This window comes from Rhodococcus sp. JVH1 (assembly GCF_000280725.2).
GTDB classification, from domain to species: Bacteria; Actinomycetota; Actinomycetes; order Mycobacteriales; family Mycobacteriaceae; genus Rhodococcus_F; species Rhodococcus_F jostii_A.
Genome location: NZ_CP166289.1, coordinates 5,824,693 through 5,841,551, shown reverse-complemented (window position 1 = coordinate 5,841,551; position 16,859 = coordinate 5,824,693). Strand labels below are relative to the sequence as shown.

19 protein-coding genes are annotated in these 16,859 nt (G+C 68.4%); 5 read left to right on the top strand and 14 right to left on the bottom strand.

Translation table 11 applies throughout. The annotated features are described in order from the left end of the window. Window positions 1-77 precede the first annotated feature (77 nt). From hemL to hppD, 4 genes are all read right to left on the bottom strand, one after another. Window positions 78-1,403 carry a glutamate-1-semialdehyde 2,1-aminomutase gene (gene hemL / locus JVH1_RS27100; protein ID WP_009474716.1) on the bottom strand — a complete coding sequence of 442 codons (1,326 nt, stop codon included), beginning with the start codon at window positions 1,401-1,403 and terminating at the stop codon, window positions 78-80. Window positions 1,404-1,464: 61 nt separating this feature from the next. Next, complete coding sequence (locus JVH1_RS27095; protein ID WP_009474717.1) at window positions 1,465-1,977, bottom strand: VOC family protein; 513 nt, start codon at window positions 1,975-1,977, stop codon at window positions 1,465-1,467. After that, the gene (locus tag JVH1_RS27090; protein WP_011594895.1) at window positions 1,974-2,738 is read right to left on the bottom strand and encodes an SDR family NAD(P)-dependent oxidoreductase; all 765 of its coding nucleotides are present in this window, start codon (window positions 2,736-2,738) and stop codon (window positions 1,974-1,976) included. Before JVH1_RS27090 ends, JVH1_RS27095 begins: the two co-directional genes overlap by 4 nt. A gap of 33 nt (window positions 2,739-2,771) precedes the next feature. Next, complete coding sequence (hppD, locus tag JVH1_RS27085) at window positions 2,772-3,980, bottom strand: 4-hydroxyphenylpyruvate dioxygenase (protein ID WP_009474719.1); 1,209 nt, start codon at window positions 3,978-3,980, stop codon at window positions 2,772-2,774. A 115-nt stretch (window positions 3,981-4,095) separates the two neighbouring features. Here hppD and JVH1_RS27080 point away from each other — a divergent pair, with 115 nt between their 5' ends. After that, complete coding sequence (locus tag JVH1_RS27080) at window positions 4,096-4,611, top strand: Lrp/AsnC family transcriptional regulator (RefSeq protein ID WP_009474720.1); 516 nt, start codon at window positions 4,096-4,098, stop codon at window positions 4,609-4,611. Here the strand turns inward: JVH1_RS27080 and JVH1_RS27075 are convergent. Beyond that, window positions 4,571-5,029: a MarR family winged helix-turn-helix transcriptional regulator gene (locus tag JVH1_RS27075; protein WP_029539324.1), complete on the bottom strand. Its 459-nt coding sequence runs from the start codon at window positions 5,027-5,029 to the stop codon at window positions 4,571-4,573. The two genes, JVH1_RS27080 and JVH1_RS27075, sit on opposite strands and share 41 nt — an antisense overlap. 76 nt (window positions 5,030-5,105) lie before the next feature. Between JVH1_RS27075 and JVH1_RS27070 the strand changes: the two genes are divergently transcribed. Further along, window positions 5,106-5,960 carry an alpha/beta fold hydrolase gene (locus tag JVH1_RS27070; RefSeq protein ID WP_009474722.1) on the top strand — a complete coding sequence of 285 codons (855 nt, stop codon included), beginning with the start codon at window positions 5,106-5,108 and terminating at the stop codon, window positions 5,958-5,960. A 118-nt stretch (window positions 5,961-6,078) separates the two neighbouring features. Next, the gene (locus tag JVH1_RS27065) at window positions 6,079-6,213 is read left to right on the top strand and encodes a hypothetical protein (protein ID WP_272942753.1); all 135 of its coding nucleotides are present in this window, start codon (window positions 6,079-6,081) and stop codon (window positions 6,211-6,213) included. 54 nt (window positions 6,214-6,267) lie between these two features. On the opposite strand, the gene JVH1_RS27060 is transcribed toward JVH1_RS27065, so the two are convergent. After that, complete coding sequence (locus tag JVH1_RS27060) at window positions 6,268-6,594, bottom strand: DUF3099 domain-containing protein (RefSeq protein ID WP_237724095.1); 327 nt, start codon at window positions 6,592-6,594, stop codon at window positions 6,268-6,270. A 79-nt stretch (window positions 6,595-6,673) separates the two neighbouring features. Between JVH1_RS27060 and JVH1_RS27055 the strand changes: the two genes are divergently transcribed. Further along, window positions 6,674-7,177 carry a hypothetical protein gene (locus JVH1_RS27055; protein WP_009474725.1) on the top strand — a complete coding sequence of 168 codons (504 nt, stop codon included), beginning with the start codon at window positions 6,674-6,676 and terminating at the stop codon, window positions 7,175-7,177. Between the two features lie 60 nt (window positions 7,178-7,237). Then, window positions 7,238-9,184 (top strand): acyl-CoA dehydrogenase, encoded by a 1,947-nt coding sequence (locus JVH1_RS27050; RefSeq protein WP_009474726.1) that lies wholly within the window; start codon window positions 7,238-7,240, stop codon window positions 9,182-9,184. Here the strand turns inward: JVH1_RS27050 and JVH1_RS27045 are convergent. The 8 genes from JVH1_RS27045 to JVH1_RS27010 all read right to left on the bottom strand — a co-directional run bounded on the left by JVH1_RS27045 (window position 9,116) and on the right by JVH1_RS27010 (window position 16,766). Beyond that, window positions 9,116-9,451, bottom strand: a complete 336-nt coding sequence (locus JVH1_RS27045) for a hypothetical protein (RefSeq protein ID WP_043778818.1) — start codon at window positions 9,449-9,451, stop codon at window positions 9,116-9,118. The two genes, JVH1_RS27050 and JVH1_RS27045, sit on opposite strands and share 69 nt — an antisense overlap. Then, window positions 9,448-9,930 (bottom strand): hypothetical protein, encoded by a 483-nt coding sequence (locus JVH1_RS27040; RefSeq protein ID WP_009474727.1) that lies wholly within the window; start codon window positions 9,928-9,930, stop codon window positions 9,448-9,450. The genes JVH1_RS27045 and JVH1_RS27040 overlap by 4 nt, the downstream gene beginning before the upstream one ends. A 255-nt stretch (window positions 9,931-10,185) precedes the next feature. Beyond that, window positions 10,186-10,791: a hypothetical protein gene (locus JVH1_RS27035; RefSeq protein WP_009474729.1), complete on the bottom strand. Its 606-nt coding sequence runs from the start codon at window positions 10,789-10,791 to the stop codon at window positions 10,186-10,188. A gap of 28 nt (window positions 10,792-10,819) precedes the next feature. Then, a complete protein-coding gene (hemB, locus tag JVH1_RS27030) occupies window positions 10,820-11,794 on the bottom strand; it encodes a porphobilinogen synthase (RefSeq protein ID WP_043778866.1) in 975 nt (324 codons plus the stop codon). A gap of 78 nt (window positions 11,795-11,872) precedes the next feature. Then, complete coding sequence (locus tag JVH1_RS27025) at window positions 11,873-13,438, bottom strand: bifunctional uroporphyrinogen-III C-methyltransferase/uroporphyrinogen-III synthase (RefSeq protein WP_005251986.1); 1,566 nt, start codon at window positions 13,436-13,438, stop codon at window positions 11,873-11,875. 75 nt (window positions 13,439-13,513) lie between these two features. Next, on the bottom strand, window positions 13,514-14,479 hold the full coding sequence (gene hemC / locus JVH1_RS27020; protein WP_009474731.1) for a hydroxymethylbilane synthase: 966 nt from the start codon (window positions 14,477-14,479) through the stop codon (window positions 13,514-13,516). Next, window positions 14,476-15,915: a glutamyl-tRNA reductase gene (locus JVH1_RS27015; RefSeq protein WP_016882766.1), complete on the bottom strand. Its 1,440-nt coding sequence runs from the start codon at window positions 15,913-15,915 to the stop codon at window positions 14,476-14,478. The genes hemC and JVH1_RS27015 overlap by 4 nt, the downstream gene beginning before the upstream one ends. Next, on the bottom strand, window positions 15,912-16,766 hold the full coding sequence (locus tag JVH1_RS27010; protein WP_029539322.1) for a redox-sensing transcriptional repressor Rex: 855 nt from the start codon (window positions 16,764-16,766) through the stop codon (window positions 15,912-15,914). Before JVH1_RS27010 ends, JVH1_RS27015 begins: the two co-directional genes overlap by 4 nt. Between the last annotated feature and the right edge of the window lie 93 nt (window positions 16,767-16,859).

Genomic DNA, 16,859 nt, shown 5'->3' with positions numbered 1-16,859 from the left:
TGCGGTTCCTCGGGTCGGGACGGGAGGGCGGGTGGGTGTCGGCGGCAAGGCTGCCGGCCGCGAGGGGAGACGTCACGTCAGGGCTGGACGGCCGCGGCGGCGGCCTTCGCGGCGTGCGGCAGGGCGTCGGCGATGATCGAGAAGGCTCTGTCGTCCATGGCGGCGGAGACGAACCACGCCTCGAACGCGCTCGGCGGCGGGTACACCCCGCGCGAGAGCAGCCCGTGGAAGAACGCGGGGAAGCGCCAGGTCTGGGCGGCCTTGGCCTCGGCGTAGTTGGTCACCGGGTCTTCGCTGAAGAACACGCTGAGCATCGTGCCTGCGGTCTGCACCCGGTGCGGCACGCTCTCGGCGGTCAGCGCGTCGGACAGCAGGGTCCGCAGCGTGGCGCTGTTGCGCTCGAGTGCGTCGTACACGCCCTGGTCCGCGGCGCGCAGGCTGGCGAGCCCGGCGGCGACGGCGACGGGGTTCCCGGACAGGGTGCCCGCCTGGTAGACGGGTCCGGCCGGGGCGAGATGGGCCATGACGTCGGCGCGGCCACCGAATGCGGCGGCGGGCAGACCGCCGCTCATCACCTTGCCGAACGTGTAGAGGTCACCGGCGACGCCGTCGAGTCCGAACCAGCCGGCGGAGCTGACGCGGAATCCGGTCATCACCTCGTCCATGATGAGCAGCGCGCCGTTGTCGCTGGTCAGCGTCCGCAGACCCTCGTTGAATCCGGGCTGCGGCGCCACTGCGCCCATGTTGCCGGCGGCGGCCTCGGTGATGACGCACGCGATCCGGCCCTCGTTCGCCGCGAAGGCCTGGGCGACGGCGTCGAGGTCGTTGTAAGGAACGACGATGGTGTCCTCGGCCTGCGCACCCGTCACGCCGGGCGACGTCGGGAGGCCGAACGTGGCGAGCCCCGAACCGGCATCGGCCAGCAGGGCGTCGACGTGTCCGTGGTAGCAGCCGGAGAACTTGAGGACCTTGGTTCGGCCGGTGAATCCGCGGGCCAGGCGGACGGCGCTCATGGTGGCTTCGGTGCCGGAGTTGACCAGGCGCACCTTCTCCACCGGCGCGACCCGGCCGACGATCTCCTCGGCCAGTTCGATCTCGCCCTCGGTGGGCGCGCCGAACGACAGGCCGGTGGCGGCCGCCTTCTGCACGGCCTCGACGACGGCGGGGTGCGCGTGCCCGAGGATCATCGGTCCCCAGGAGCAGATGAGGTCGACGTAGTCGTTGCCGTCGACGTCGGTGAGCGTGTAACCGGACGCTTCCTTGATGAACCGCGGGGTGCCGCCGACCGAGTGGAAGGCTCGCACCGGGGAGTTGACGCCGCCGGGAATGACCAGATCAGCCCTCTCGAAGAGCTGGGCGGAGCGGGATGCGTGCACGTCGGGGTCACCGGAGGAAACAGTCACGGCCTCCAGTGTCCCAGTTCTGTCGAATTTGCCAACGACAGGGTGTAGTGGGTGGCCAGGATCACTCTGCCCGATCCGCCGCACCGGGTGGTTCCGGGACGAGCGAGGCGAACATCGCGCGCATCTCCTCGGAGAGTTTCATCAGTTCCACGTATCCGCCGAGCGGGCCGCCCTCGAGGTACGCGAACTCCATCCCGACGCCCTCGAACCGGCCCCGCTGCACCACCGGCAGTCCCCGGCACCCGGCCTCGGCGAGGGTGGCCTCGAAGTCGTCGGGGACCCAGGCCACATGATGGACGCCGGGACCGCTCGTCTCCAGTTGTTCTGTGTAGAGGTTGCGTCCCGACACCGGCTGGATCAGCTCGAGCTGCTGTCCGCCTGCGTATCCGAGCGACACGTGGACCACGTAGTCGGCGGGCTGCCCGCGGTACGTGCAGTGCTCGGGTCCGAAGTGCACGTCCGGGAGCCGCAACCATCGCGCGACGCCGAGCTGATCGGTGAAGTACCGCTCCGCCGACTCGATGTCGTCGACGACCCAGCAGATCTGGAAGATCGGGCCTGCGACGAGGCTCATGCCATCTTCCCGTTGTCCACCGAGTACACGGCGCCGTGGATGGCGGACGCGTCGTCGGATGCGAGGAAGGCCACCGTCTTCGCTACGTCCTCTGGTTCCATCAGCCCTCGCGGGGAGGCCGACTTCAGGACGAGCTCGAAATCGACGCCGTCGGGGAAGGCGAAATTCGAGACCTGCGGCGTCATCATCCCGCCCGGGCAGACGGCGTTGATCCGCAGCGGTGTGCCGGTGAACTCGAGTGCCATCGCGCGGGTGAGACCCACCAGTCCGTGTTTGGCGGCGCAGTAGCCGGCCGAGTACGCCTGCCCCTGCAATCCGGCGACGGACGCGACGTTGACGATGTTGCCTCCGCGTTCGAGCAGATGCGGCAGTGCTGCCCGTGACAGGTAGAACGGCCCGTTCAGGTTCACGGCGAGATCGTGTGCCCAGTCCTCGTCCGTGACGTCGGCGGTGTGCCGGAGGGTGTGCGAACCGGCGACGTTGATCAGGACGTCGAGACCGCCGAGCCCGGCGACGCAGGCTGCCACGGCCCCGCTGCATGCTTCCGGCGACGCCACGTCCGCCGGCGCACAGTGCCCCGCGGCCTCCGGTCCGGCGATCTCGATCATGGCCTGCCGCAGCGCATCCCCGTCCCGCGCGACCCCGAAGACGCGGGCTCCCCGCTCGGTGAGGAGCCGGGCCACGGCGTGCCCGAGCCCCGAGGAGGCCCCGGTGACGAGAGCGACTTTCCCTGCGAACGTTCCCCGATCCCTGTCATCCATCAGTCGATGATGCACTGCGTGCCGATCGGAGGTTCACAGATTGCCGCGCGCCGCCTGCTCACGCTCGATGGATTCGAACAGGGCCTGGAAGTTACCCGCCCCGAACCCGAGCGAACCGTGCCGTTCGATCACCTCGAAGAACACGGTCGGCCGGTCGCCGAGCGGTTTGGTGAAGATCTGCAGGAGGTATCCGTCCTCGTCGCGGTCGACGAGGATTCCGCGCTTCTGCAGTTCCTCCACCGGCACCCGCACCCTGCCGATCCGGGCGCGCAGCTGTGGGTCCTCGTAGTACGCGTCGGGTGTGTTCAGGAATTCGACACCCTCGGCCCGCAACGCGTCCACCGTCGCGAGGATGTCTCCGGTCGCGAGGGCCAGATGCTGGCAGCCCGGCTCACCGTAGAACTCGAGATATTCGTCGATCTGCGACTTCTTCTTTCCCACCGCGGGTTCGTTGAGCGGGAACTTCACCCGGTGATTGCCGTTCGCCACGACCTTCGACATCAGCGCCGAGTACTCCGTGGCGATGTCGTCGCCGACGAATTCGGCCATGTTCGTGAAGCCCATGACGCGGTTGTAGAACCGGACCCAGTGATCCATCCGGCCCATCTCGACGTTGCCGACGGCGTGGTCGAGCGCCTGGAACAATCGCGGGGGTTTACCCGGTCGCGCCGCGAAACCGCTGGAGCGCGCGACGAATCCGGGGAGGTAGGGGCCGTCGTACCGGCTTCGGTCGACGATGGTGTGCCGGGTGCTGCCGTACGTGGCGATCGCCGCGAGCCGCACGGTGCCGAACTGATCCGTGACGTCGCGCGGCTCCTCGAGAATGGTGGCCCCCTGCGAGCGTGCATGCGCGATGCAGCGGTCGACGTCGAGAACTTCCATCGCCAGGTCCACCACGCCGTCGCCGTGCGCCCGGTGATGGTCCGCGAGCGGGCTCTTCGGATCGACGGCGCCGTGCAGCACGAACCGTGCCGACCCCGACTCGAGGACGAAGGACTTGTGCGAGCGCTGACCGGTCTCCGGCCCGGCGTAGGCGACGAGGGTCATGCCCCACGTGGAGACGAAGTACTGCGTGCTCTGCGTCGCGTTGCCGCACACGAACACCACGGCATCCATCGCGACCACGGGAAACGGATCCGACGCGTCGTCGTGTTCGACGAGCCCGACCAACTGCCGGAGCTCGTCGGTCTCCAGATGTGCGGCCACCTCGCGGGGCGTCAGGCGAATGTCGGCGGTAGTCATACCTCACTGTGATCCAGCACACAGCACTGCGCAACGGTGCCTCTTGACGCTGTTCAATCTGTACAGAATGCTGGATCAAAAGACGGATCGACCCTACATATTGACCAGGGACGCCATGAGTATCGATAGCCTCGACGCCGCGCTACTCGACCTGCTGCATGCCGAGCCGAAAGTCGGCGTGCTCGAGGCGTCGAGACGCCTGGGCGTGGCGCGCGGCACCGTTCAGGCGCGTCTCGACCGGCTCGAACGCACCGGCGTGATCACCAGTTCGGCACCGACCCTCGACCCGGAGGCACTGGGGTTTCCGGTGGTCGCGTTCGCCACCCTCGAGATCGCCCAGGGCAACGGGCACGCCGCGGTCGTCGAGCATTTGACCGCCATCCCCGAAGTTCTCGAGGCGCACACGATCACCGGAGCCGGCGACGTCCTGGTCCGTGTGGTGGCGCGCACCCACGCCGACCTGCAGCGGGTGATCAACTCGATCGTGGACGGGCACAACGTCCTTCGCTCGTCGACCGTCATCGCGACGCAGACCCAGATCGCCCTGCGTCACGAGCAGCTCGTCCGGGCGGCGGTTCCTCCGCCCACAGTCAGCGATCCTCGGGACTCAGCTCGTCCAGCAGTGAACTGAGCACGTAGCAGGCGTCGTCGAACCGGTCGTGGCCGACGATGCCGCCCCAGCGGTGCTCGATCTCGGCGACCCGCACGGCGGCGTCCTGCAGCGCCCGCCGTCCCCGCGCGGTCGGGACGACCAGTTTCGCCCGCCGGTCCGTTGCGTCCGGAACCCGCTCGACGTACCCGAGATCCTCGAGATCGTTGATCAGTTCGGACGCGGCGGACAAACTCAGTTCGGCACGGGAGGCGATCTCCGTCAACCGACGCCCGTCCCAGCCGATGTTGCCGAAGATCTGCAGATGCGGCGGGCGGATGTCGCCGTAACCGCGTTCTGCCATCGGCTCGCTCAACTCCCGGCGGAACTCGTGCAGCAAACGAACCAGCAACTGCCCCACCGCAGGGCGATCGGACGGCAGACCCCTTGACCGTTCCATGACACAGGAGAATACTACGGTTACCGAAGTTTCGGTTTCCGAAGCAATACTCGAGCACACGCACCTGGGGCATCCCATGGACACACAATCGATCACCCGGACCGTCCCGACGAGCGTCGGGAACCTCGCCGTCCACGTCACCGGCAGCGGACCGCCGACCGTGCTCTGGCACAGCCTTTTCGTCGACTCGACGACGTGGGCGCCTCTGCGCAGCCACCTGGTCGGGCACCGGCAAGTGATATCGATCGACGGACCCGGCCACGGAGCGAGCACCGCCGTACAGCGGCGGTTCACGATGGAGGAGTGCGCGGAGGCGGCGATCACCGTCCTCGACGTGCTCGGCGTCATCGAGCCCGCCGACTGGGTGGGCAATGCCTGGGGTGGACACGTCGGGCTCGTCGCGGCCGCCCACACTCCCGACCGGTGCCGCACCCTGGTCACCATCGGGACACCGACCCAAGCCCTCACGCGCAGGGAACGCGCCAGGATCGTGCCGATGGTGTGGGCCTACCGCATCGCCGGGCCGATTCCACCGCTCACTACCGCGGTGATGAACGTCCTTCTCGGCAAGGAGCTTTCACGAACCCACCCGCAACAGTTCCAGGCCGTCGCCAGGACCTTCCGGCAGGTACCACGACGCGGCATGCACCAGGCGATGGAGTCGATCATGCTGCACCGCAAGGGCCTCGACCCTCTCCTCCCCCGGATCGAGGCGCCGACGCTGATGGTCGTCCCCCGCGCAGACACCATGATCTCCCTCGAGCAGGCACGGGCCGCCGCGGCGACGATGCCGCACGCCGGGGCCACCACCGTGGACGGCGCCGGCCACATCACACCACTGATCGCCGACCCGGCCGCACTCACCGACCTGATCACCGCCTTCTGGCGCGACCCCGTGGGATATCTCGCGATGATCAGCACGTCGGCCTGACTCGACTGGTCCACTCCTGGTTCCGGCATCGAAGGCCGCCCGGCTAACGAATCGGCTCTCGGCGCCGATGGACCGAGAGCATCCGCTGAACAAGATCGAACACACTGGGGAGGTAGTCGTGGGATCGGCTGATCTGGCCGCCGGGATCGGCCATTGGCTTCAGGCCGGGCTTCTGAGCGGAGATCCACTGGCGATCGCGGCCGGCTTCGTCGTCATGGTCGTGGGTGGACTGTTCATGGGATTGCCGTTCTGACAACGTCGGCGGGCCGCCGGTGACGAGCGGCCACTCGATCCCGGACCTCACCCACTACCCGTGCGACTCGTCCTTCTCCCACGGCGGCAGGTCGTCGACGATCAGGGCAACGAGCCACGGCAGGGGCAGCGACACACCGATGATCGCCACAGCCACCCACGGGTTGCCGGACAGACCGTAGACCACCGCGGACAGCAGGAAAGCGAGAAACCTGAACGACGCCACGATCACGTACTTGCGCACCCGTACCCGATGCTGTTGTTCGAGTGACACCGATGCCGTGGTGATACTGATCGGGTGACGGGCGGTGCCACTCGGTGCGGAGGTCCACCGGAAGGCCGGGCCCGTGACGGCGGCGCGAAGTATGCGGGAAAAGTTCACCACACCGGAATACCCAGGACATTACAGAGTGCAACGCCCATCGCCGATGTTACGGTCGGCCAGAGGAAGGTGATCGCAGATGCGTAGAGTACGAATGCTTCTCGGAGGTATCGGTATCGCAACGGCGGTCGCCATGACCGGCACGGGCATCGCAGCCGCAGCCCCCGACGCTCCCCCGCCGGGTGAGCGCGTGACCACCCTGCAGGTTCCGCCCATCGGCATGAGCCCGGTTCTGGCCGCCTACTTCACGGTCGAGGCAGTCACGGGTCGTGCTCCCGGAGTCGTTCTGTTGCGGACCGTGAGCGAGTGCTACCTCCTGAACTCGATCAGTGCGCAGCAGACCTGCATACCCGGCCCGGGCAATTCCATGCGGGCGAACGCGGTGCGGGTGCATTGGCTGAACGTGAACACCGGAGCGAGTGGCGCGGCCACGATTCCCATCGGCACCGACGGCTCGACCGACTCGCCTCGCCCGGAGGTCGATGTGGCCACCGGCGCCGGACGAATCGTCGTCAGCACGACGGCGCCGGCCGAGTACCCACAGTCGTTGCTCCCGGGCTTCGGCACGTTCGATGTGCCCTGATCGCCGGACCTGTTCCTCGACCGACATCACGCGCCTCGGAGCGACGGCTAGTGTCGAGTCATGGCCACCAAAGCTGACCACCTGAGAAGCACACTCGACGGACGCTGGCGGGAGGTACGCGAGCGCGTCAGGGCGGAATTGTCCGGCTCCCCCGACTTCGCACCGCACTACACCCCCGACCTCGACGAGGCCCGCGCCAAGACGCTGGCGCAGTTGCGTCTGCTCGCGAGCAACGGCTACGCCGCCGACGGATTCGCGAAAGACCACGGCGGCACCGGTGACGCGGGCGCCGCAGTCACGAGCATCGAGATGCTCGCGATGTCGGATCTGTCCCTGATGGTGAAGGCCGGCGTGCAGTGGGGACTGTTCGGTGGCGCGATCGAGAACCTCGGTACGGCGCGCCATCACGAGGCGTACGTGAAGCGTCTCGTCGACCTGGATCTGCTGGGTTGTTTCGCGATGACCGAGACGGGTCACGGCAGCGACGTGCAGGCGCTCGAGACCACCGCGACGTACGACGCGGACGCGGGCGAATTCGTCATCCACTCCCCCACGCCGTCCTCGCGCAAGGACTACATCGGCGGGGCGGCGCAGCACGCGACGATGGCGGCCGTGTTCGCGCAGTTGATCACGGGCGGCGAGTCGCAGGGCGTGCACTGCTTCGTGGTGCCGATCCGGGACGAGGACGGCAACGACCTCCCCGGCGTCCACACGTCGGACTGTGGTTACAAGGGCGGACTTCCCGGCGTCGACAACGGCCGGATCACGTTCGACCAGGTCAGAATTCCGCGGGAGAACCTGCTCAACAAGTACGCCGACGTCGAACCCGACGGCACGTACACCTCACCGATCGACAACGCGAACCGCCGATTCTTCACGATGGTGGGCACTCTCGTGCGGGGACGCGTCACGGTGGGCGGGTCCGCAGGCGCCGCAGCCCGCGTCGCATTGTCGATCGCCACCCGATATGCGTTGCAGCGCAGGCAGTTCAATGCCCCGCAGGCCGAGGACGAGGTGCTGCTCATGGACTACCTCGTCCACCAGCGCAGGCTGTTCCCGTTGATCGCACGCTCCTACGCTCTGCAGTTCGCCCAGAACGAGCTCGTCGCCAAGATGCACGAAATCCAGAGCAGCGCCGACGCCGACCCCCAGGAACAGCGTGAGCTCGAGGGCCGCGCCGCCGGGCTCAAGGTTGCGAACACATGGCACGCCACTCGTGCGATCCAGGAGGCCCGTGAAGCGTGTGGCGGCGCCGGGTACATGGCCGAGAACCGCCTCACGGCACTCAAGGCCGACACGGATGTGTTCACCACGTTCGAGGGCGACAACCACGTCCTGACGCAGCTCGTGGCCAAGGAACTGCTCACGTCCTACGCGGACGAGGTGCGCGGCATGAGCCCCGTCGAATGGATGCGCTTCGCTGCCACCACGGTCTCCGACGTCGTCAAGAAGCGCACCGCCGCGCAACAGATCATCCAGACGATCCTCGACACGAGGCAGGACAACGAGGAGGACGGCAGCCTCTTCAACCGCGGCACCCAGCTGACGATGTTCGAGGACCGCGAGCAGTACCTGCTCGCGACCGCCGCCCGTCGCCTCCAGGGTGCGCAGAAGCGCGAGGAGAACCCGTTCGACGCCTTCAATTTCGTGCAGGATCACGTGCTGCATGCCGCGCAGGCGCACATCGACCGGATCGTGCTCGAGGCGTTCGTCGCCGGCATCGACGAATGCGAGGACGATGACGCCCGCGACCTGCTGAGCGATGTCTGCGACCTCTACGCGCTGAGCGTGATCGAGGAAGACAAGGCGTGGTTCATGGAGCACCGGCAGCTGTCGGTGGAGCGGTCGAAGGCGGTGCAGCGGGGAATCAACGAGCGCTGCCGGTCGCTGCGGCCGCACGCGCAGACGTTGATCGAGGGACTCGGGGTTCCCGAGGCGCTACTCGGCTCCGCGATGCTCGACGGTCCCGGGACCGACACCGTCCGCAAGACCCAGATCTTCCGGTGACGAGGACGGCTCGGCGGGTTCGCCCGCCGAGCCGGACCGGAGCCGGCGCACCGAGTCGATCACCAGCAACCCCGCGACCGTCACCAGGCCGGCGGCGACGGCGATCCACGACCCCGAGTACTCGGTTCCGTCGAAGGACGGTGCACCCGGCGCCACGGGACCGAACTCCGATGTGACCTGGGCGTGGTTCCAGCACCACACCGCGGCCACGACACCGGCCACGGTGCCGATCCACTCCGCTGCCACCACCGCGGTCCGGCGGTTCATTCCGCCGACCCGCCCGCCGACTTCGCGAGCAGCGATTCGAGCTGCGCGCGCAGTGCCTCGTCGTCCTTCGCCCACGCCTGTACCAGGGCGCCGCCCCGCAGTCGCAGCCCGATGCCCGTCCGCCGGCGGGGAACCGCGGACAACTCCCCCAGACTCCGGGCGGTTTCCCACGGCTGCTGCTCGTACGACTCCGGGTCGGCGGGGGGCATGATCTTCAGGATCTCGGTGATCGGCAGGTCTTCGGTGCCCTGCCGCAACGATGACGTCGTGAGTTCGACGCTGGCATGCCTACGGGCGGCCACCACCTGCACGTAGACGAAACCGCTGAGCAGCACCGCGAACAGCGACAGCGCGAACCAGTGCACCACCGGGCCGGTCAGTAGTTCGATGATCAGGGCGATCAGGCAGAAGACCGGGCCGAACGCCACCATCCGCCAGCGGGCGCCGGGCTCACTGAACAGGACGGCTGGTTCGCTCACACGCTCATCCTGCGACATCGTGGCCCGCGAGGAAAACGTGGGGCACGTCAGGAGAGGGCGCCCGGGATCACGACGAGCAACAGAGTCAGCAGCACGAAGGCCACGATGATGGCGAACATCAGTGCTTCTTTACGAGACCCGTGAGCTCGATCGTCAGCGCGCATGGAGAAAAGTCCTTCGGTCGAAATGAAGTCTGCGGTCTGCCCTTGTGACGTACTTCACGGTACATCTTTATATTTCACGAGCAAATCGAAGCTACTCGTCGGAGGGGGGCAACCTCAGGAAGTAGCTGTTGGAATCCTTGCGGTGCATCAGCACGACGGCTCCGACGGCCACCACGGCCTGGAGGATCTGCACGCCGCCGAGAGCGAGCGCGGTGCCGCTTCCGTCGGATCCGATGCCGAAGAGCACCGGGACGGTCCACACCACCATCATCACGCACGCGATGGTGAGCAGCATCCTGGCCCAGTTCCGGCCCTTGCGCATGAAGTGCACGAACAGGAGGAACAGCCCGGTGAGGATCAGGATGAGGACGACCGTGAACCCGATACCCACGTAGAAGAGGGACTCCACGCTGTCGCGGCTCATGTCGACCTCGCCGGATGTGACGCTGGGGTTGTTCATCAGTTCGTCGACGAACGTCGACTTCTCCCCCACCACCAGAACCATCGCGGCCAGTGCCTGGATCAGACCGAGCCCGGCCACCGCCCAGAGCAACTGGGCCGCCGTGCCCACATCGACCGGTGCCGGGCGTTCGGGCTTCGGCTGCGGCACCGGCGGGGGGTACGGGAAATCGTGCGGAGACGGGCTCTGCTGCTGCGGAGCCTGGTGCGGCGGTGTCGGTGGCCACTGCTGGGTCATGGCACTACCGTATCCGCCGACGAGACGATCACAACCAGCCGGCCGCTTCGGTCGCCCAGTACGTCAGCACGACGTCCGCGCCTGCGCGGCGGATACTGGTCAGCGATTCGAGGATCGCGGCGTCCCGGTCGATCCAGCCGTTCTGCGCGGCGGCCGTGATCATCGAGTACTCGCCCGAGATCTGATACGCCGCAACGGGGACGGGAGAGCGGTCCGCCGTCTCACGCAGGACGTCCAGGTAGGACATCGCCGGCTTCACCATCACCATGTCGGCGCCCTCGTCGATGTCGAGGTCCACCTCCCGCAGCGATTCCCGGCGATTGGCCGAATCCTGTTGATAGGTACGGCGATCACCCTGCAACGACGAACCGACGGCTTCCCGGAACGGGCCGTAGAACGCCGACGCGTACTTCGCCGAGTACGCGAGCTGCCCGACGTCGGTGTAGTCCGCGTCGTCGAGGGCCTTGCGGATGGCGGCGACCTGGCCGTCCATCATTCCGCTCGGACCGAGCAGATGCGCACCGGCCTCGGCCTGCGCGACCGCCATCTCGACGTACCGCTGCAGCGTGAGGTCGTTGTCGACCGCACCGCTCTCGTCGAGAACGCCGCAGTGACCGTGGTCGGTGAACTCGTCCAGGCAGGTGTCCGCCATGATCACCGTCGCATCGCCGACTTCGCCTGCGAGCCAGCGTAATCCGCGGTTCAGGATACCGTCCGGGTCTGACGCGCCGGACCCCTCGGCGTCCTTGTCGTCGGGACGGGGCACCCCGAAGAGCATGAGTCCACCGAGTCCCGCCTCGACCGCTTCCGTCGCCGCCCGACGCAGCGAGTCGGGCGTGTGCTGGAAGACGCCGGGCATCGACGAGATCTCACGAGGCTCGTCGATACCGTCCGCCACGAACATCGGCAACACGAGATGCCGTGGCTCGAGCGAAGTCTCGGCGACGAGACGACGCAGGGCCGGTGTCCGGCGGAGCCGTCGCGGCCGGTGGGTCGGGAACAAGGACATGCCCTCCTTCGTCGGGCCCGTGAGTGGTTGAGGAGTGTCTGGACTCCTCAACCACTCACGGGCGCGTAGCGCCTATCGCCGAGCGCGGGACTTCTTGCGCGGCGGGGGCAGTGCGCCCTCGGCACGCAGGCGCGCGGCGTGCTCGGCGAGAGCCTCCACCAGCGGGCCGACCTGAGCGGTCTCCGGCTGCACGTCCACGCGCAGGCCGAACTCGATGGCCGTCTCGGCGGTCTTCGGACCGATGCAGGCGACGAGGGTGCGCGCGTGCGGCTTTCCGGCGATGCCGACGAGGTTGCGGACGGTCGAGGACGAGGTGAAGCAGACGGCGTCGAACCCACCGGTCTTGATCATCTCGCGGGTCTCGGCCGGCGGCGGCGCGGCCCGGACGGTGCGGTACGCGGTGACGTCGTCGATTTCCCAGCCACGTTCGCGCAGGCCCTCGGCCAGCGTCTCGGTGGCGATGTCGGCGCGGGGCAGCAGAACGCGGTTGACCGGGTCGAACACGTCGTCGTAGGGGGCGAATTCGGCCAGCAGGCCTTCGCTCGACTGCTCACCGGAGGGCACGAGTTCGGGGTTGATTCCGAACGAGCGGACCTTGGCGGCCGTGGCCTCGCCGATGCAGGCGATCTTGACGCCGGAGAACGCGCGGGCGTCGAGCCCGAATTCCTCGAACTTCTCCCACACCGCACGCACCGCGTTGGTGGAGGTGAAGACCACCCACTGGTAGCGGCCGTCGACGAGGCCCTTGACGGACCGTTCCATCTGCGCCGGGCTGCGGGGCGGCTCGACGGCGATGGTGGGCACCTCGATCGGGATGGCACCGTGCGTGACGAGGCGGTCGCTCATCTCGCCTGCCTGATCCTTGGTGCGCGGCACCAGGACCTTCCAGCCGTACAGTGCGCGCGACTCCCACCAGGACATCTTGTTGCGCTGGGCGACGACCTTGCCGACCGTCACGACCAGCGAACCGACCAGTTCGGAACCGGCCTCGTTCAGCGTCGCAAGGGTGGCCTCGACGGTGCGCTGCTGCCGGGTGGTGCCGCGGACCGTGATGGCGGCCGGGGTCTGCGGAGCCAGGCCGTGCTCGACGAGGGCGCTCGCCGTCTCGGCGAGGTGACCCGACGTGGCGTGCAGGACCAGCGGTCCGGGTGCGGCGGCCAGGGCGGCCCAGTCGACCTCGCCGCGGACGTCGGCCTCGGTGTGCCCCGATCCCAGTGCCATACCGGCGTAGGAGGGGACGGCGGACGCGGACGGCAGGCCCGGCAGGACCTCGAACTGCACCTGGGTACGGGCGACGGCGGTGACCTCGGCGATCACGGAGTCGGTGGTCAGCGGGTCGCCGGACACCAGACGCACGACGTCGTGGCCGTTCCTCGCCTCGTGGACGAGGGTCTTCGCTACCTCCGCCGGCTCACCCAGCGCGGGACGGACCTCGGCGAGCGGCTCCCCGGTCTCGGCGTCGACGCCCAGGTCGGTGCCCACCAGGACCGTGACGCCCTTGTCGACGTCGGGGTCGGTGAAGGCGAGGGTTGCTGCGGCAAGGACGTCCCGTGCGTGCACGGTGAGCAGTGCCGGATCGCCCGGTCCGGATCCCACGAACAGGATTCGTCCGGGGGTGTTCTTGCGGACTCGGCTCATCGGTAATTCTCCAGTGCGATCATGTGTCGAGATGGGTACAGGAAGCGGATCGGCCGATCAGTCGGCCTTCGCACATCAAACATCGGCATCACCGGCCTCGGTGACATTCATCAGCTCCCGCGCACCGAGCTCGAGAAGCTCACGCGCGACGGAGCGGCCGAGTTCTTCGGCGTTCTCCGGGGAGCCCACGGCCCCCGTGCGTACGACGTCGGAACCGTCGATGGCTGCGGCGCAGCCCCGGACGGACAGTTCGTCGAAGATGCGGCCGTCGTCGTCGAGTGATTCGACGACCTCGGCGATGGCGCCGACGGGCGCGGTGCAGCCGGCTTCGAGCTCGGCGAGCAGTGCGCGTTCCGCGGTGACGGCGGCGCGGCTGTTCGGGTCGTCGAGCTCCGACAGGATCGCGACGAGTGCCGTGTTCGCGGACAGGCATTCGACGGCGAGCGCGCCCTGAGCGGGTGCGGGCAGCATCTGGACCGGTTCGATGGACTCGGTGATCAGGTCCAGACGTCCGATCCGCGCCAGGCCCGCGCGGGCCAGGACGACGGCGTCGAGTTCGCCGGACTCGACCTTGCCGAGGCGCCGCTGCAGGTTGCCGCGCAGCGGACGGATGTCGAGGCCGAGGCCCAGCGCCCGGAGCTGCGACGTGCGCCGCGGTGCGGACGTGCCGACCTTCGAACCGGCGGGCAGTTCACCGAGGACCAGTCCGTCGCGGGCCACGAGCGCGTCGCGGGGATCCTCGCGCGGCGGAATGGCGGCGATGGTGAACCGTTCGTCGGGGGCGGTCGGCAGGTCCTTGTAGGAGTGGACGGCCACGTCGACGCGGCCGTCGGCGAGCGCTTCCCGGAGTTCGGCGGTGAAGACGCCGACGCCGATCTTCTCCACCGATTCCATGGACTGGTCGCCCTTGGTCTTGATGATGACGAGCTCGGCGTCGTGTCCGGCCGAGATCAGTGCGTCGCGCACGGTCCCGGCCTGGGTGGTCGCGAGCTCACTCCCACGGGTTCCGATCCGCAGCGTACGGGTGCCGACGGCGCTCATGCCTGCGATTCCTTCCCATGGTTGTCGTCTGTGACGAAGCGGCGCAGGCGCGGGTCCTGGCCGGCGATGAAACCGTCCGTGATGTCGATGGCGCTCAGGTCGGTGGCGCCGCCGAGGTCGGTGGGCTTGGCGACGGCCTCGACGGATCCGGGGCTGAGTTCGAACAGCTCGCGCAGGGCGGCTGCGTAGGAGTCGCCACCGGGTGCGGAGGCGAGCTGCTTCACCCGGACGGTGGGCGCGTGGAGGAGCTTGTCGACCACTCGCCGCACGGTGCGTGCGACCTCGTCGCGCTCGGGGTCGTCGAGTCCGGGCAGACGCGAATCCAGTCGCATCAACTCCGCCTCGACCACGTCCGCAGCGCGCTGGCGCAGGGCGGTGACGGTCGGCGTGACCTCCGCCAGCCGCTGGCCGGCGAGGTAGTTGGCGAGTTCGGCGGCGACGATCGTCCGGGCGGCGTCGGCGTCGGATGCGGCGGCGCCTGCGGCGGGATCGCGCTGCAGCGATTCCATGTCGAGGACGGTGACCCCGGGCAGACCCGACACTGCGGGCTCGACGTCGCGGGGCAGACCGAGGTCGCAGATGACGAGGGGGCGTTCGGCGTCGCGGCCGGGCTGTGCCAGCGCGCGGTGGGTGTCCGCGAGCGTGACGACGGCGCCGACCGCGCCGGTACAGGTCACGAGGACATCCGCCTGGGCCATCGCGGCCGGGAGTTCGCTCAGTTCGAGGGCTTCCGCCTCGACGCCGTTGGACCGGGCCGTGTCGGCGAGGTGTTCCGCGCGCTCCTTGGTGCGGTTCACGACGACTATGCGGCCGATCCCGGCACGGGTGAGGTGTGCGACCGACAGGCCGCCCATGGATCCGGCACCGACCACGACGGCGGTGCGTCCGGTCAGTCCGCCGTCGCCGACGATGCCGGCGGCCCGGTCGAGGGCCACGGACACGACGGAGGCGCCCGCCGAATCGATGCCGGTCTCCGAATGCACCCGCTTGCCGACGCGCAGCGCCTGCTGGGCGAGTTCGTGCAGCGTGCGGCCCGCGGCCTGCTGCGCGTCGGACGACGCGTAGGCGGTCCTGATCTGCCCCAGGATCTGCTGCTCGCCGATCACCATCGAGTCGAGGCCGCTGGCCACGGCGAACAGGTGCTCCGCCGCAGCCTCGCTGTAGCGCACGTACGCGTGCCGGTGCAGATCGGTGAGATCCAGTCCGGAATGGTCGGCGAGCAATTCGCCGACCTCGGCCAGCGCACCGTGGAACGCATCGACGACGGCGTAGATCTCCACCCGGTTGCAGGTGGAGACGATCATCGCCTCCGAGATGTGCGACGACGCCAGAAGCTTGTCCGTCAACTTCGGGCGATCGGTGTCGGTGACAGCCACCCGCTCGAGAACCGGCACCGGGGCCGTCCTGTGCGAGACCCCGACAAGCAGAACACTCACGGCGCGATCACTGATCCGTTTCTTGGTGCGGTGGACGGGACAGCCGAATGTCCGATGCGGACGCGGGGAGCGGTGGGGACCGACTCCGTATTGCGTGCGCTGTTGAACGAGAGGACCTGCATTTCGACCGCGAGGTCGACGCGGCGCATCTCGACGTGATCGGGGACGTCGAGCGAAGTCGGCGAGAAGCTGAGGATGCACCGCAGTCCGGCGCGCACCAGGCGGTCGGCGACTTCCTGCGCCGCCTCGTCAGGCGTCGAGATGACGCCGATGGTGGCCTCGAGTTCGGCGCAGGCCTGCTCGAGTTCGTCGACGTGCCGCACGGTGAGGTCGCCCACCGGCGCACCGACCCGCGCCGGGTCGCTGTCGAACAGACCGACCATGGAGAACCCGCGACGGCCGAAGCCGCCGTAGCCGGCGAGCGCCTGGCCGAGGTTTCCGACGCCGACGAGCACCACCTTGTGTCCGCGGTCCAGGCCGAGTGCGCGTTCGATGCGGGCCCGCAGGCGCGTCACGTCGTAGCCGACGCCGCGCACACCGTTCGGCCCCAGGAAGGAAAGGTCCTTGCGGAGCTTCGCGGAGCCGACACCGGAAGCGGCGGCGAGTTCCTCGCTCGAGACGATGATCGTGCCGCGTTCCGTCAGCACTCCGAGGACCCGCAGGTACGTCGCGAGGCGCGTCACCGTAGCCTGGGGGATATCCCGCGATTCGGGGAGCGGAGCCGCGCCGGCGACCGAGGGGGCCGGAGACCCGACCATCGACTGCCCGACCGCCCCCGTGACGCCAGGGGCCACAGACCCATGCGTCTGGTGCGTTTCGGTCACGTCGTTGGCTCCTCGTCCGACCGGCATTCGATGCCGTTCTTCACGATGCTCCGGGGAATTGTTCACACCACGGTAACTGCTTGTGAACCCATGCACAAAGTCGCTGCGACTGCGCGACAT

Coding starts and splice junctions, on each gene's coding strand:
- JVH1_RS27095 (WP_009474717.1), bottom strand. CDS start 1,977: ATGAGCCTCGTCGCAGGCCCGATCTTCCAGATCTGCTGGGTCGTCGAC.
- JVH1_RS27090 (WP_011594895.1), bottom strand. CDS start 2,738: ATGGATGACAGGGATCGGGGAACGTTCGCAGGGAAAGTCGCTCTCGTC.
- hppD (WP_009474719.1), bottom strand. CDS start 3,980: ATGACTACCGCCGACATTCGCCTGACGCCCCGCGAGGTGGCCGCACAT.
- JVH1_RS27080 (WP_009474720.1), top strand. CDS start 4,096: ATGAGTATCGATAGCCTCGACGCCGCGCTACTCGACCTGCTGCATGCC.
- JVH1_RS27075 (WP_029539324.1), bottom strand. CDS start 5,029: ATGGAACGGTCAAGGGGTCTGCCGTCCGATCGCCCTGCGGTGGGGCAG.
- JVH1_RS27070 (WP_009474722.1), top strand. CDS start 5,106: ATGGACACACAATCGATCACCCGGACCGTCCCGACGAGCGTCGGGAAC.
- JVH1_RS27055 (WP_009474725.1), top strand. CDS start 6,674: ATGCGTAGAGTACGAATGCTTCTCGGAGGTATCGGTATCGCAACGGCG.
- JVH1_RS27050 (WP_009474726.1), top strand. CDS start 7,238: ATGGCCACCAAAGCTGACCACCTGAGAAGCACACTCGACGGACGCTGG.
- JVH1_RS27045 (WP_043778818.1), bottom strand. CDS start 9,451: ATGAACCGCCGGACCGCGGTGGTGGCAGCGGAGTGGATCGGCACCGTG.
- JVH1_RS27035 (WP_009474729.1), bottom strand. CDS start 10,791: ATGACCCAGCAGTGGCCACCGACACCGCCGCACCAGGCTCCGCAGCAG.
- JVH1_RS27025 (WP_005251986.1), bottom strand. CDS start 13,438: ATGAGCCGAGTCCGCAAGAACACCCCCGGACGAATCCTGTTCGTGGGA.
- hemC (WP_009474731.1), bottom strand. CDS start 14,479: ATGAGCGCCGTCGGCACCCGTACGCTGCGGATCGGAACCCGTGGGAGT.
- JVH1_RS27010 (WP_029539322.1), bottom strand. CDS start 16,766: ATGCCGGTCGGACGAGGAGCCAACGACGTGACCGAAACGCACCAGACG.